The organism is Salinivibrio sp. ML290, from assembly GCF_001995695.1.
Classification (GTDB): domain Bacteria; phylum Pseudomonadota; class Gammaproteobacteria; order Enterobacterales; family Vibrionaceae; genus Salinivibrio; species Salinivibrio siamensis.
On the sequence record NZ_MUEY01000017.1, the window covers coordinates 1 to 14,522 of the forward strand.

Below are 14,522 nucleotides of genomic sequence, written 5' to 3' on the forward strand. Positions count from 1 at the left end.
TCAATTTAAGTTTTTTCGAAACCGAAGTTTCAGCTCAATGAATACTGATTACTGTTTCTCTCCGAAGAGAAAAACGAATTGACTGTGCCGAACAACTGTAAAAGTTGTCGTTTGGTCACTCAGTTCATCGAATAAATCTTTTTGTCTATTCTCAACGAGTGCCCACACAGATTGCATAGGTCAAATTGTTAAAGAGCGCCGCTCAATCTTGAACGGGAGTGGCATCTTACGCCACTTTGGCAACAAGTCAAGCGTTTTGTTTTGCTTGTTTGTTTTGCCGTTGTTAGCGCGGCTTGCCGTGCCAACGAGAAGCGAATTATAGAGGGTAGATTTTTGGATGCAAGCGTTTTTGTTCAAAAAAATCTAACCGAGCAAATAATCGCCAACTCACTCTATAAAGACAGCTTTTTAGCGGCGAGCGAGTAACGTGGGTATATCCGCGATCGAATTAACCACCTCAGTGGCTAATGCGACGCCCTGCTCGGTGATAGGTTTACCAGAGCGAACAAGAAAACGCGTAGTAATGCCCGCAGCCTCTGCCGCTATCATGTCATCCGCTTTATCTCCCACCATGACAGAGTGGACGAGGTCGATATTGAGCTCTTTCGCTGCATCTAGAAGCATTCCAGGCTTAGGCTTGCGACACTCACACTCGATGCGGTATTCCCCGCTTCCTTCGCTGGGATGATGGGGGCAGTAGTATATCCCATCAAAATCGACACCTTTGTCAGCAAAGTTCCAGTCCATCCATTCAGTCAATTGCAAAAAATCTTGCTCAGTGTAGTAACCTCTCGCGATACCGGCTTGGTTGGTCACGAGGACGAGTAAATAGCCTCTTTCTTTCAGCGCCCTACATGCGTCGAACACGCCCTCAATATATTCAAAGCTATCGATACTAGACACATAACCGTGATCGACATTAACAACACCATCACGATCGATAAAAACGGCTGGAAGACTCACGCGTTGTTCCCCTCGGTAAATAATGTTGGGATTATGTCACGCCCAAGACTGACTTGCATCCATACTCCCCTCTTCTATCACATGCTAAAGTATACCCACTTTATTTTCGGTTTATTTGGTTATGTGTTCCCAGTTTTCTATCACGCCGATTGGCACACTTCATTCTCCTTTTAAAGAGAAATTTGCGGTACCTCGTCAACCTGGGTTAGCGCCTAACGCACTCGCTTATCTTTACTTGCAGGGGGATGCCAATCAGATCGACGCCGTGCGAGGCATTGAACAATACTCCCACCTTTGGTTACTTTTTCTTTTTGATCAGAACCTAGATAGGGGATGGCGCCCTACCGTCCGTCCACCTCGACTGGGGGGGAATGAGAGAATGGGTGTGTTTGCTAGCCGAGCTACATTTCGTCCTAATGGCATTGGTATGTCAGCCGTAGAGCTGGTTGATGTCACTCAAGATAGCGGGCAAGTCATCTTGGTATTACGAGGGTGTGATCTTGTTGACCAAACTCCAATTGTCGATATTAAGCCATATATTCCTTACTCTGACAGTATTGCCGACGCCCAGGGCGGATTTGCTCAAACCAAACCTACTCCGCTCGATGTTCATTTCTCTGACCGCGCCTTATTGGCATTATCTCCATATCCTCAGCAAGCATACTATCAAAGCGTGATTGCTGAAGTCTTAGCGCAAGATCCACGCCCGGCTTACAGAAAAGGTCAACCGGATAATCGCCGCTATGCGGTTCACCTATTCGACTTTAACGTCACGTTTTACGTTCAAAACGAGCAAATCGAAGTGGCTTCCATAGAAGCTTTTGTCGAAACTCCCCCACGCTGTTAATATGCTTGGACTTATTGATCGCCAATATCAACGGATAACTTTACATGCGTACCAGTCAATATCTGCTTTCTACTTTGAAAGAAACCCCTAGCGACGCAGAAATTGTCAGCCATCAGCTGATGCTGCGCGCGGGTATGATTCGAAAACTCGCTTCAGGCCTTTATACTTGGCTCCCCACAGGTGTTCGCGTCCTTCAACATGTTGAGCGTATTGTCCGCGAAGAGATGAACCGTGCCGGTGCCGTCGAAACCATGATGCCTGTCGTGCAACCAGCAGATTTATGGCAAGAAACGGGACGTTGGGAAAAATTTGGCCCTGAGTTACTGCGTATCGCTGACCGCCATCAACGCGATTTTGTCTTGGGTCCTACGCATGAAGAAGTGATTACGCACTTGGCGCGTAACGAAATTAATTCTTACAAGCAACTGCCGCTCAACCTGTATCAAATCCAAACCAAATTCCGTGACGAAGTACGCCCACGTTTTGGCGTCATGCGCTCTCGCGAATTTACCATGAAGGATGCCTACAGTTTCGATATTGATAAAGCAGGCATGGAGCAGAGCTACGAAAAGATGCGTGCCGCTTACTGCGCCATCTTTGACCGTATGGGATTAGACTATCGCGCGGTGCTGGCTGATACCGGCGCAATTGGTGGTTCCGCCTCACACGAGTTCCATGTTTTGGCAGACAGTGGTGAAGACCTGATTGCTTTCTCGACTGAGTCTGAATACGCAGCGAATCTCGAAAAAGCCGAAGCGCTCGCGCCCAAAGATCAGGCTAATGCGCCAACCCAAGCGATGGAATTGGTCGATACGCCAAATGCGAAAACCATTGCTGAACTGGTTGAGCAGTTTGACCTCCCGATCGAAAAAACAGTTAAGACGCTTTTCGTCAAAGCGTCTGAACAGGTCGAGTCTGATCTTATCGCGCTAATCATCCGTGGTGATCATGAACTCAACGAAGTGAAAGCAGAAAACCTACCAGAGGTTGCCGCCCCGCTGACTTTCGCCACCGAAGAAGAGATACGTGCACTTGTCGGTGCCGGTCCTGGCTCTTTGGGCCCGGTAAACCTACCCGCACCTTTCATCGTTGATCGCAGTGTTGCAGTGATGAGTGACTTTGGTGCCGGTGCAAATACCGACGACAAACACTACTTCGGAATAAATTGGGAACGCGATGTACAGCTGGGTCAAGTCGCCGACCTGCGCAATGTCATTGAAGGCGATCCTAGCCCTTGTGGTAACGGCACATTGATGTTTAAGCGTGGCATCGAAGTGGGCCATATCTTCCAGCTGGGCAATAATTACTCACAAAAGATGAATGCAGGCGTGCTAGGCCAAGATGGTAAGAACGCCTTGTTAGAAATGGGCTGTTACGGTATTGGTATTACGCGTGTTGTGGCTGCAGCCATTGAGCAAAACCATGACCAAAACGGAATTATATGGCCTGACGCTATCGCGCCTTTCAAGGTGGCCATTGTCCCCATGAACATGCACAAATCTGAACGTGTGCGTGAAGCGGCTGAAAAGCTATACGCCGATCTCTCAGCGGCAGGTATCGATGTACTCTTTGACGACCGTAAAGAGCGTCCAGGTGTAATGTTCTCTGATATTGAACTTGTCGGCGTGCCTCACACGGTAGTGATTGGTGAACGCAGCATGGACAACGGTGTATTCGAATATAAACACCGTCGAGAGGGCGAAAAAGTGCCTTTTGCTATCGACGATGCACTGACGTTTATTCAATCCAAGCTTAGCTAAGTCGGAACTGACAGTACCATTTTAATGCCCCGCTCTGCGGGGCGTTTTTATATCAGCTAATGTTGCATCAGCTAATCGTCTCAAGTGCTTTTTGGTATGCCTTTTCGGCAAAATCCCAGTTGACCACTTGCCACCAAGCATTGACATAATCTGGCCGCTTATTCTGATAACTAAGATAATAAGCATGCTCCCACACATCGCAACCTAGCAGAGGCTCCCCTTTCACCTCAGCAACATCCATCAATGGATTGTCTTGATTAGGTGTCGATGTAATCGCAAGCTGTCCATCTTCTTTCACCACCAGCCACGCAAAGCCGGAACCAAACTGACCAATGGCCGCCTGACTAAAGGCCTCTTTAAACGCATCAAGTGAGCCATACGTCGCTACAATGGCATCGTAGAGCGGCCCTTCTGGTGCCCCCTTAGGGTTAGGTGTCATTGATTGCCAGTACACCAAATGATTGTAATAACCACCGCCATTATTACGGATGGCAGCAGGCAGAGTTGAAATTTCAGCAAACAAAGCCTCAAGCGATTCACCATTACGCGCCGTCTCTTCGATCGCCGCAACAAATTTATCGTAATAGGTTTTGTGGTGACGCTGATGATGAATGCGCATCGTCGCCTCATCAATGTGGGGCGCTAGCGCATCGTAGGCATAAGGAAGATCCGGAAAAGGATAAGTCATAGTGTCACTCCATTGATGATTAAGACACCATCAGCCTAGATCGAATTGATAACAATTTTCAACCTCATTATCATTAATGATATTTAGGGTCTGTGATATACCGCCGCGCGTGAGATAAAAGAGCATCTATAATCAAACTGTTAGCGCGGTAATAATGGTAGCCCTATGTCAAAAAACAAACCAAAAATTGCCTTGGTACTCACCGGCGGCGGCGCACGAGCGGCTTATCAAGTGGGTGTCTTATCGGCCATCGCTCACTGGTATCCGCGTGTGCACACGAGTCCATTTACCATTTATTGCGGCACATCCGCCGGTGCTATCAACGCGGTATCTTTGGCAAGCTATGCGTCATGTTTTCGACTAGGTGTCAAAAAATTGTCTTGGCTATGGCATCGGTTGAACACCTCTCGGGTGCTCGCCAGTCAGCCCAGTGCACTTATCGGCCATCTTTTGTCGCAAACCGGGCAACGCTTTCAATCTCACTACCAGCCCACTCAGCCTTTCGGGTTGCTCAATAACCGGCCATTAAGAGAGTTACTGAATCAAACGATCAGCTTTAACAAGCTTAACTATCAATTACTGGCTGGGCATTTGAATGGCTTGTCTGTCACGGCCTCAAACTACCAAACGGGGCAATCGGTGAGCTTCTTTCAAGGCGCATCACATATCAAACCATGGGAAAGAGCCCGTGCAGTGGGAAAACGAAGTCAAATTTCCACCGAACACTTACTGGCCTCTTCTGCCATTCCTTTCATTTTTCCCGCCTCCAGGATTGGTCACGAATTTTATGGTGATGGCGCCATTCACCAAATTTCCCCGTTGCGTCCCGCTGTCAAAATGGACGCGGAGCGGATTTTAATTCTGGATCTGACCACAGGGATACGGCGGCCTGAACAAATTAAACACACCGCGCCAGGTTTAGCGATGCTCGGCGGTCATTTAATGAATGCGATCTTTGCCGATACGCTCTCGGCAGACTTAGAGCATTTACAACGGCTTAATCATGTTGCCAGCGCTTTATCTCCCGACCAAAAAGAGCGTCTAGGGCTGCGCCACATTGATGTTCTCCACCTTCGGCCTTCAGAGCCATTTGAACCCATGGCGAACCGCTACTACAGCCATATGCCACTCGCATTGCGCAGCTTGCTTAAACTTTTGGGGATTAATGCCAGTCAAGATGCCACCTTTGCCAGTTATCTATTATTTGAGCCGGCATACCTTCGCCAGTTGATTGACATTGGTTACCGTGATGCACACAATCATCAGTCTGAGATCCTTTCTTTATTGACAGATTAGTTACTTTAAAACAGTATCCTCACTCGCATCCACCCATCGCCATTCGCAAAAATATATAGACTGGCACGATACCTGCTTCATAGATTGAAACCGACGTTATTACTGAGTAGTTGATCACGCATGAATGCCTCGCACATCAAACAATATACAAACTCTGATCGCGCCCCGCGGATTGTCCCGCTCGGTGCCGATCAACGTTTGTTGTTGTTACAAAAGCTGCAAGGCCACCTTGATATCAAAGTGTTGTTTGAAGTGTATGCGCGTGAACTAGAAAAGCAGATCGATATTGGGCGAATTATTTGGGAGCATGATGATATCTCCAACATCATTCGTCGTGGCGCACAACACACATTTCGTCAGACGTTTTCCATCAAGTTCAATAAGCAGCCATTGGGTGTGTTGCAATACTCTACCCCTTACAAGCTCGACCCAGATGAAATCAGCTTGCTCCATACCTATCACAAGCTGCTCGCCGGCCCGCTGAATAATGCCGTTGAATATACGCGAGTGAGAAACATGGCATTGCTCGATGGCCTCACTGGCCTACATAACCGCACCAGCTTTGAACAAGACCTTCAGCATGCCGTCGCAGTCTGTGAACGGGAAAATATTGGTCTGGTCATGGTGATGTTCGATATGGACAACTTCAAACAAGTCAACGATACCTATGGCCATTTGGATGGTGATAAGGTACTACGTCGTTTTTCATTGCTGGTCAAAGAAGCCGTGCGTGGCAGCGATCGTTGTTATCGACTCGGTGGCGATGAGTTTGCCGTTATCTTGCAACCTGCCAGTAAGAGCTCAGTGAAACACGTGACCTCACGAGTGAAGAGCTTAGTTAGCCAAGATCATTTGTTATCAAGTCACCAGATCAGCGCGTCAGTGGGTTTCTCTGTCTATCGACAAGGTGATAATAACTTGTCGCTCTATGAGCGCGCCGACCAAAGTATGTACCGGCAAAAACGCGCACGTTAGCGCTTTCCTCTCCCCAACGAGATTGGGTATAGTGATCCTCATCATTACTTGAGGAGAACACCATGAAAATAGCAGACTGCTGTGACTTAATTCGCCAACGCTATGCGGAAATTGGCAGTGGCGAACAAGGCTATATACCGGCGGCGATCCATTGCGCATTAAAAGCCCTCAACGATATTGCACAAGACACTGAGATCCAGCAAGCGCGTCGAGAGCAAGCCGCATTTGCCGCGGCCAACTTGTTGATCAGCGATCACGAGGACTAAGATGGATTTAAACAATTACGCTACCATGGACCCTGTCATGCTGATGAGCATCGTCAATATGAAGCTACGTGACGAGTTTGACAGCTTAGAGGATCTGGTTCGTTATTATGATATCGACAAAGCCGTGTTGTGCACGCGGCTCGAAGAAGCAGGCTTTACATATATCGAAGACGCCAACCAATTTCGCTAAGCCCATACCTACGGAAAAAGCGGACACATGGTCCGCTTTTTGTCTGCGTTGACTTTCCCAGTACGCTTGTTAACCCAATGAGACCCAAAGGACGGTTGCCACTAAGACAGGACAAACGAACTTGACGTAGACAGGCCATACCTTCCAAAACATCCCCTGCTCAATATCCTCGTACCCTTCACGCAAGGCTGACAATTTGCGGTCACGCGACCAAATCCACCCACCAAACAAGCAGAATAGCAAGGCAGCAAAAGGCTGGAAGTACTGTGTTGCCACTTTCGCTACAAGTCCAAATAAAGTGCCAAAATGAAACACGATAACGGCACTGAATGCAGCAATCAGTCCACCCAGTACCCAACTGGTGATTTTACGGCTTGAGCCTAACCGTTCACTGGCGAGCGCGACCGGGCACTCGAGCATCGAGATAGAAGAAGTCAGCGCCGCAATGGTCATCAACAAGAAAAAGACCAAAGAGACATAAGGCCCTGCAGCGCCCAAGCTTTCAAACAACAAAGGTAACACGGTAAATACCAGTGTATCGGCACTCAGCAAGCTGCCATCTTGAGCATAGATTTCGACGCCCTGATTCATCGCCACGAACATCGCGGGCAGAACCACTAGACCGGCAATGACTGCCACCGCGGTATCTACCAGCGTGACACTCAATGCCATCTTAGGCAGGTTTTCTTTCTGACTCAGGTAAGAGCCGTAGATCAGCATCGAACATCCACCAATGGTCAACGAGAAGAAGCCTTGCCCCATCGCTGCCAAGAGCAGATCTCTGTCCATGATCTTGGAGAAGTCAGGAATAAGGTAGTGCTTTAAACCCTCTGTTGCCCCAGGTAACGTCATGATGTAGAGGAACATCGCGGCAAACAACACGAATAACGCTGGCATCAAACGGGTTGACCAACGCTCAATACCTTGTTTCACACCTGCTTGCACAATAAAGATAGTCAACACATAAAAGAGGATGGCGCCAAACAAGTTACGTGAAGCCGAGAAGCCTTTTAACCATGCTGCCACGTCGGTAAAGTGCAAGATCTCTGCAACCGCCGCGAGGAGGAATGACACTAACCAGCCTCCAACAATGCTATAGAACGCTAGCACCATACAAGGAACGGCCAGTCCCACTAAACCCACACCGCTTCCTAAGCGCTTCATCAAAGGATTATCACTCAGTGCACGCATGCTATCCAGTGGATTCGCACGCCCATGACGGCCAATCGCCATTTCCACCACCAGCATGGGAAATGCAACCAGCAAAATCATCAACAAGTAGACGAGTAAAAAGGCGCCTCCGCCATTACTGGCCGCTTGAGTGGGAAATCCCCAAATATTACCCAGTCCAACTGCAGCACCTGCTGCAGCAAGAACAAAGCCAATCCTAGTACCGAATAATTCGCGACTTGATGCCATTACTGCTTACCTTATGTATCATTAGACTAGTACATTAAGTAATTCGTCACGATTAAGCAAGACAAGATAGCCTAACTGCTCAATTAATCATCACCAGTTCAGTGTTCTGATCTCATCCAGCTCGCCCGACGTTTGCTCTGGCACCTTGTGAGCGAGCGATGTTAAGTGAGCTAATCGCACAGGTGACAAGGAGACTAAGACTCATGCTGCCAAACAAGCCGCCATTGTTTACCGCTCGCGGTCTGGCTAACATACCTATCGGCAATGGCCACCACTGTCTCGCCATCGCAAATAATCGGTTGGCGTCGGCGCAACCAGCTGGGGATCCCCGCTTCTTGGTAAAGTTTTTTTAGCTTTCGACGCCCTTGTCGGCCAGCAGGATGAATCGACAAGCCACGAGGGTTAAAGTGTACATGCAGTGCCCGCGACGCGAGATCTCCCAGCGCGAGTCCTTTCGCTGTCGACGAATAAGGCAGTAAGTATAAGGTACCCAGTCCATCTGGCAGCACTAACGGCGATTCTGACGTCAATGTGCCCTGCCATTGAGATAAATCTGCATAAGGCATCACGATATAAAGCTGTTGCTGGAAGCGGCGAATGCTCACCGTTCCCACGCTCAAGCTTGGGTTGGCATCCGGTTTAGCGTTGATGACATCTGAGAGCAATGCCTGTAACTGTGCTTGCGTTAAGGTAATACTGTGACGCTTTAGCCAATGGCGCAGCATAGCCTGCGTGAGTGCTAAATCGTCTTGTGGTAATGCGGTAATAGGCAGGCTACCTGCTTCTGTCTCCGCCTGTGTCACCATAGGCTCAATCAAACGTGCCAATAACGAAGCTTGTTCGGCACACAGAAGTTGGGTCCGTTGTACCGCTTTACGAAACCCTGGCCAGCGCGTATCCGCTTGCGGTAACCAGTGCTGACGCAAAAAATTGCGATCAAATCGCGTGTCTTGGTTGCTCGGATCGTCTACCCAATCGAGTTGATGTTGGCGCGCATACGCCTCGAGGCTCGCCCGTGATTGCGTCAAAAAAGGACGCACTAGATAGCCTTGCCCCAGAGCTCGCACCGCTGGCATCCCTGCTAATCCTTCCAAACCACTGCCGCGTTTTAGCGCGAGGAAAAAGGTTTCAACCTGATCATCGCTATGCTGAGCGGTTAACACCAGTCCATTGGGCTCAAGCAGGTGCGCGATTGCCTGATACCTTGCTTGTCTTGCCGCATGTTCCACACTGAGCGACGTATCCAATCTTACCCTTTCCACGCAACAGCGAAATCCGGCGTTGTCCGCCCACGTTTGGCACTGTTCCGCCCATCTATCTGCGTCGGGATGCAAACCGTGATGAACATGAACCACAAGGTAATCATGTTGGGGGTGCTGGTCGCGATACTGCGTCAATAATTCAAGCAACACGCGAGAGTCTAAACCGCCACTGAGCGCTAGCACCACCTGTCGCGGTGCCGATGTCAGCGGGGCTAATGTGTCACTCAGTTGATGGTAAAGCATAGCCATTCATCATTGATATAATGTGTCATTGTTACTGCCCTTTACGTAAAAGAAAAGGGCCCGCAGGCCCTTTATCGCAGTTCATTCCATCACGATTAGCAGTAACCGTAATTGAGCAAGCGCTGATAGCGGCGATCCCGCAAGCTTTCGGTATCAAGACTGTCTAAATCGCTTAGCTGGGTAAGCAGCGTTTGCTTAATGCTCTCAGCCATCGCGTTAATGTCGCGGTGTGCGCCCCCCAGTGGCTCAGTGATCACACTGTCAATCAAGCCAAGCTCTTTGAGGCGTGGGGCGGTTATCCCCATCGCATCAGCCGCTTGCGGCGCTTTTGCAGCATCACGCCACAAAATAGATGCACAACCCTCGGGGGAGATCACCGAGTAGGTGGAGTACTGCAGCATATTGACATAGTCACCCACGCCAATCGCCAACGCGCCACCTGAACCACCTTCACCGACCACATTACAAATTACCGGCACGGTTAGGCCCGCCATTTCTTTGAGGTTACGTGCAATCGCCTCTGATTGGCCTCGCTCCTCGGCACCGACACCTGGGTAAGCGCCTGCGGTATCGATAAAGGTAATCACCGGCATATTAAAACGCTCGGCCATTTTCATCAGACGCAGCGCTTTTCGATAGCCCTCAGGCTTGGGCATACCAAAGTTACGCTTAACCTTTTCATTGGTGTCTCGTCCTTTTTGATGACCAATCACCATCACTGGACGCCCTTCTAATCGCGCCATTCCTCCCACCAATGCTTTATCGTCAGCATAGGCGCGGTCGCCAGCCAATTCATCAAATTCATGGAAAATGCGATCCAGATAGTCGTAGGTATAAGGACGTTGAGGATGACGCGCCAGTTGTGCCACCTGCCATGCGCCTAAATCACCAAAAATCTTTCGCGTCAGCTCAAGGCTTTTTGTTTCCAGTTGCTCAATTTCTTTATCTAAGTTAACCGCGTCTTCTCCACCCCGCTTAGAGACAGCGCGAAGGGCCTCAATTTTGGCTTCTAGTTCTGCGATAGGTTGTTCAAACTCTAAAAAATTAAGACTCATACCAAGAGAATCCTATTGGTCACCGCCAGTGTACGCGTTACGTCACCAGCCTGGCTTAGTTAAACTCTAATTCGACCTGCTCGTTACCGAGCAAGCCTTTCAAGGTGTCGATTAATTCATCGGTTGGCGTTACGCGCCACTCTGCGCCTAAGCGTAACCGCGCGCGCGCATCGTCGCGCTGATAGTAAAGATTCACAGGAACGGTACCGGATCGGTAGGGTGCCAGTGCATCATGAAACCGTTCAAAAAAGGGCGCATCGACCTGCTCAGATGTCATCGATATCCCTAAACAACGCGCATATTTTTCCCGCGCCTGACTAATGTCCATCACTTCACGGGCGGTCATTTTAAGCCCCCCGTTGAAGTCATCAAAGCTGACCTGTCCTGAGACCACTAAAATTCGATCTTTCTCCACTAAATCGAGATATTTGTCGAGCACATCAGAGAAAAGCATCACTTCCATACGCCCCGAGCGATCGTCTAGTGTGAGGATCCCTAATCGAGACCCTCGTTTAGTGGTCATCACCCGAGCTGCGATCACTAATCCTGCCACCGTCGACACCACATCGCGTTTCGTTGCATGAGCATCCTCGAGCCGCCACGTGATATAGTTTTTTAGCTCTTTGCGGTAACTGTTGATCGGATGACCGGTCAGATACAAGCCCAGTGTTTCCCGCTCCCCTTCTAACCATACTTTATCTGGCCACGGGTTGGCATGCGCATAGGCATGCTCGACTTCTTCGGGGGCATCGGTCAACACCCCAAACATATCGGTTTGCCCGTAGGCTTCCGCTTGGTGATGTTGGCTCGCAGCACGAATAGCTTCATCGACCGAGGCCATCATCGCCGCACGATGAGGGCCGAGTTTGTCCATGGCACCAGCGCGGATCAGGCGCTCTATCACGCGCTTATTGACTTTTTTGGTATCAATGCGGGCGCAAAAATCAAACAAGTCGCGGAAATAACCGTCTTGCTCTCGCGCGGCGACAATGGTGTCGATAGGGCCTTCACCGACCCCTTTTATCGCCCCAATACCGTAAACAATTTCCCCTTGCTCATTGACGGTGAAATGGTGCAGTCCCGCATTCACATCCGGCGGTAACACCGTCAACTTCATTCGCCGACACTCCTCGACCAAGCCAACCACTTTATCGGTGTTATCCATATCCGCGGTCATTACCGCCGCCATGAACTCCGCCGGGTAGTGAGCTTTCAACCACAAGGTTTGGTAAGATACCAGCGCGTATGCGGCTGAGTGCGACTTGTTAAAGCCATAGCCGGCGAACTTTTCTACCAAGTCAAAGATCCGCATTGCCAGCTCGCCATCAATGCCGTTGGCAATCGCCCCTTTTTCAAAGATGTCTCGCTGCTTGGCCATTTCTTCTGGCTTTTTCTTACCCATTGCCCGGCGCAACAAGTCCGCCCCACCCAAGGTGTAGCCTGCGAGTGTCTGAGCAATCTGCATCACCTGCTCTTGATAGAGAATGATGCCATAGGTCGGCTCAAGCGTTTCTTTCAACGAGTCGTGTTGCCATTTTTCATCCGGGTAAGACACGACTTCACGGCCATGCTTACGGTCGATAAAGTTATCCACCATCCCAGATTGCAATGGCCCAGGCCGGAACAAGGCCACCAATGCGATCATGTCTTCAAAGCAGTCAGGCTGAAGGCGCTTAATCAGCTCTTTCATGCCACGTGATTCAAGCTGGAATACCGCAGTCGTCTCTGCCTTACGCAGCATCTCGAATGACGCTTGGTCCGCCATGGGAATTGCGGCGATATCAATAGGATCTTTCCCTTGACGCTGTAAACGCGGATTTATCATCCCCAGCGCCCAGTCGATGATGGTCAGCGTCCGCAGACCCAAGAAGTCAAACTTCACGAGACCGGCGGTTTCAACATCGTTTTTATCAAACTGCGTGACCGGATGATGCCCTTCACTGTCGCAATAAAGAGGGGCGAAATCGGTGATCGTGGTGGGTGATATCACCACCCCGCCCGCGTGCTTACCCGCATTTCGGGTTACCCCTTCAAGCATCCGCGCCATGTCAATCAGCGCTTTGACTTCCTCATCGTTGTTATAAACCTCGACCAGCTGAGGTTCGGCGTCGAAGGCTTTCTCGAGGGTCATACCTGGGTCTGGTGGCACCAGCTTGGAAATCCTGTCCACAAAACCATAAGGATGACCCAACACACGGCCTACATCGCGGATCACGGCTTTCGCAGCCATGGTACCGAAAGTAATGATCTGAGATACCGCATCACGGCCATACATTTCAGCGACGTGATCGATCACCAGATCCCGCTTGTCCATGCAGAAGTCGACGTCGAAGTCAGGCATAGAGACACGTTCGGGGTTCAAAAAGCGCTCAAATAGGAGATCAAACTGTAGCGGATCGAGATCGGTGATTTTTAGGGCGTACGCCACCAAAGAGCCAGCCCCTGAGCCACGTCCTGGGCCCACGGGGATATCATTATCTTTTGACCATTGGATAAACTCCATGACGATCAAAAAGTAGCCGGGAAACCCCATTTGGTTGATGACCCCAAGCTCGCGCTCTAGCCGAGCATCATAGTCGGGGCGTCGGCGCGTTCTTTCCGCTTCGTCAGGAAAGAGAAAGGCGAGACGTTCTTCCAAGCCTTCTTGTGAGCGCTTAACCAAATATTGATCAATTTCCATTCCCTCAGTCGGGAAGTTAGGCAAAAAGTACTCATTCAGCCGCACCGGGACGTTACATCGCTTGGCGATTTCTACGCTATTGGTCAGTGCCTCGGGAATATCCGCGAAGAGCTCACACATCTCTTGCTCGGTACGCAAATACTGTTCGGCGCTGTATTTCTTGGGACGGCGAGGATCATCGAGAGTGAAACCATCATGAATCGCAACCCGGATCTCATGCGCATCAAACTCCTCAGATGAAATGAAGCAGACTTCATTGGTCGCCACCACAGGCAAGTCATGCTCGGTCGCGAAATCAACCGCAAAATGGAGATACACTTCTTCATCTTGCCGCCCGGTCCGCACCAGCTCCATGTAATAGGCATCGGGAAAATAGGTTTGATAGAAACGGGCGCATTCCTTAGCCAGTGTTTGATTGCCTTTGAGTAAGGCTTTCCCCAAGTCGCCGCGGCAGCCGCCAGACAACACAATCAATCCTTGTGCATGCTCAACCAACCACTGCTGATCGATCACTGGGCGGTGCTGAATATGGCCTCGGAGGTAGGCCTTGGAGATCAGCAAGGTCAAGTTCTTGTAGCCGGCTTTATCGGTCGCCAACAGGGTAAGCTGGCAAAGCTCCTCGCCAAAGGCGTCAGACTGGACCAGAAAGTCAGCGCCGATAATCGGCTTAACACCAACGTTATTGGCCGTGTTGTAGAATTTGACCAACCCACAAAGGTTACTGAAATCGGTCAGCGCCATGGCGGGCATGCCCATTTCCGCCACTTTTTTTACCAGTGGCGGCACTTTGGACAACCCATCTACCATGGAAAAGTCACTGTGGATGCGTAAATGGACAAAACGTGGCTCAGACATACGGCTCGTTACTTAACGGTAAT

Annotated in this window: 12 protein-coding genes; 6 read left to right on the forward strand and 6 right to left on the reverse strand. The window is 49.9% G+C overall.

The window, feature by feature from the left end:
* Positions 1-408: 408 nt before the first annotated feature.
* A complete protein-coding gene (gene gmhB / locus BZG23_RS13710) occupies positions 409-963 on the reverse strand; it encodes a D-glycero-beta-D-manno-heptose 1,7-bisphosphate 7-phosphatase (protein WP_077607274.1) in 555 nt (184 codons plus the stop codon).
* A 121-nt stretch (positions 964-1,084) separates the two neighbouring features.
* On the opposite strand from gmhB, the gene tsaA reads away from it, so the two are divergent.
* Together tsaA and BZG23_RS13720 are read left to right on the forward strand one after the other, a co-directional pair.
* The gene (gene tsaA / locus BZG23_RS13715) at positions 1,085-1,810 is read left to right on the forward strand and encodes a tRNA (N6-threonylcarbamoyladenosine(37)-N6)-methyltransferase TrmO (protein ID WP_046074199.1); all 726 of its coding nucleotides are present in this window, start codon (positions 1,085-1,087) and stop codon (positions 1,808-1,810) included.
* Between the two features lie 44 nt (positions 1,811-1,854).
* A complete protein-coding gene (locus BZG23_RS13720; RefSeq protein ID WP_077607275.1) occupies positions 1,855-3,570 on the forward strand; it encodes a proline--tRNA ligase in 1,716 nt (571 codons plus the stop codon).
* A gap of 67 nt (positions 3,571-3,637) precedes the next feature.
* On the opposite strand, the gene BZG23_RS13725 is transcribed toward BZG23_RS13720, so the two are convergent.
* Positions 3,638-4,258, reverse strand: coding sequence for a superoxide dismutase (locus tag BZG23_RS13725; RefSeq protein WP_077578854.1), 621 nt, complete (start codon positions 4,256-4,258; stop codon positions 3,638-3,640).
* A gap of 165 nt (positions 4,259-4,423) precedes the next feature.
* On the opposite strand from BZG23_RS13725, the gene BZG23_RS13730 reads away from it, so the two are divergent.
* From BZG23_RS13730 to BZG23_RS13745, 4 genes are all read left to right on the forward strand, one after another.
* Positions 4,424-5,554 (forward strand): patatin-like phospholipase family protein, encoded by a 1,131-nt coding sequence (locus BZG23_RS13730; RefSeq protein WP_077578856.1) that lies wholly within the window; start codon positions 4,424-4,426, stop codon positions 5,552-5,554.
* A 120-nt stretch (positions 5,555-5,674) separates the two neighbouring features.
* Positions 5,675-6,529 (forward strand): GGDEF domain-containing protein, encoded by an 855-nt coding sequence (locus tag BZG23_RS13735; RefSeq protein WP_077607276.1) that lies wholly within the window; start codon positions 5,675-5,677, stop codon positions 6,527-6,529.
* A gap of 62 nt (positions 6,530-6,591) precedes the next feature.
* Positions 6,592-6,795 carry a YaeP family protein gene (locus tag BZG23_RS13740; RefSeq protein ID WP_046074194.1) on the forward strand — a complete coding sequence of 68 codons (204 nt, stop codon included), beginning with the start codon at positions 6,592-6,594 and terminating at the stop codon, positions 6,793-6,795.
* A 1-nt stretch (position 6,796) separates the two neighbouring features.
* A complete protein-coding gene (locus BZG23_RS13745) occupies positions 6,797-6,985 on the forward strand; it encodes a DUF4250 domain-containing protein (protein WP_046074193.1) in 189 nt (62 codons plus the stop codon).
* A gap of 69 nt (positions 6,986-7,054) precedes the next feature.
* Here BZG23_RS13745 and BZG23_RS13750 read toward each other — a convergent pair whose 3' ends face one another.
* The 4 genes from BZG23_RS13750 to dnaE all read right to left on the reverse strand — a co-directional run bounded on the left by BZG23_RS13750 (position 7,055) and on the right by dnaE (position 14,499).
* Positions 7,055-8,404, reverse strand: coding sequence for a sodium-dependent transporter (locus BZG23_RS13750; protein WP_046074192.1), 1,350 nt, complete (start codon positions 8,402-8,404; stop codon positions 7,055-7,057).
* Positions 8,405-8,598: 194 nt separating this feature from the next.
* Positions 8,599-9,909, reverse strand: a complete 1,311-nt coding sequence (gene tilS / locus BZG23_RS13755; protein WP_108743744.1) for a tRNA lysidine(34) synthetase TilS — start codon at positions 9,907-9,909, stop codon at positions 8,599-8,601.
* Positions 9,910-10,004: 95 nt separating this feature from the next.
* A complete protein-coding gene (gene accA, locus BZG23_RS13760; protein WP_046074190.1) occupies positions 10,005-10,964 on the reverse strand; it encodes an acetyl-CoA carboxylase carboxyl transferase subunit alpha in 960 nt (319 codons plus the stop codon).
* A 55-nt stretch (positions 10,965-11,019) separates the two neighbouring features.
* Positions 11,020-14,499, reverse strand: a complete 3,480-nt coding sequence (dnaE, locus tag BZG23_RS13765; RefSeq protein WP_077578863.1) for a DNA polymerase III subunit alpha — start codon at positions 14,497-14,499, stop codon at positions 11,020-11,022.
* Between the last annotated feature and the right edge of the window lie 23 nt (positions 14,500-14,522).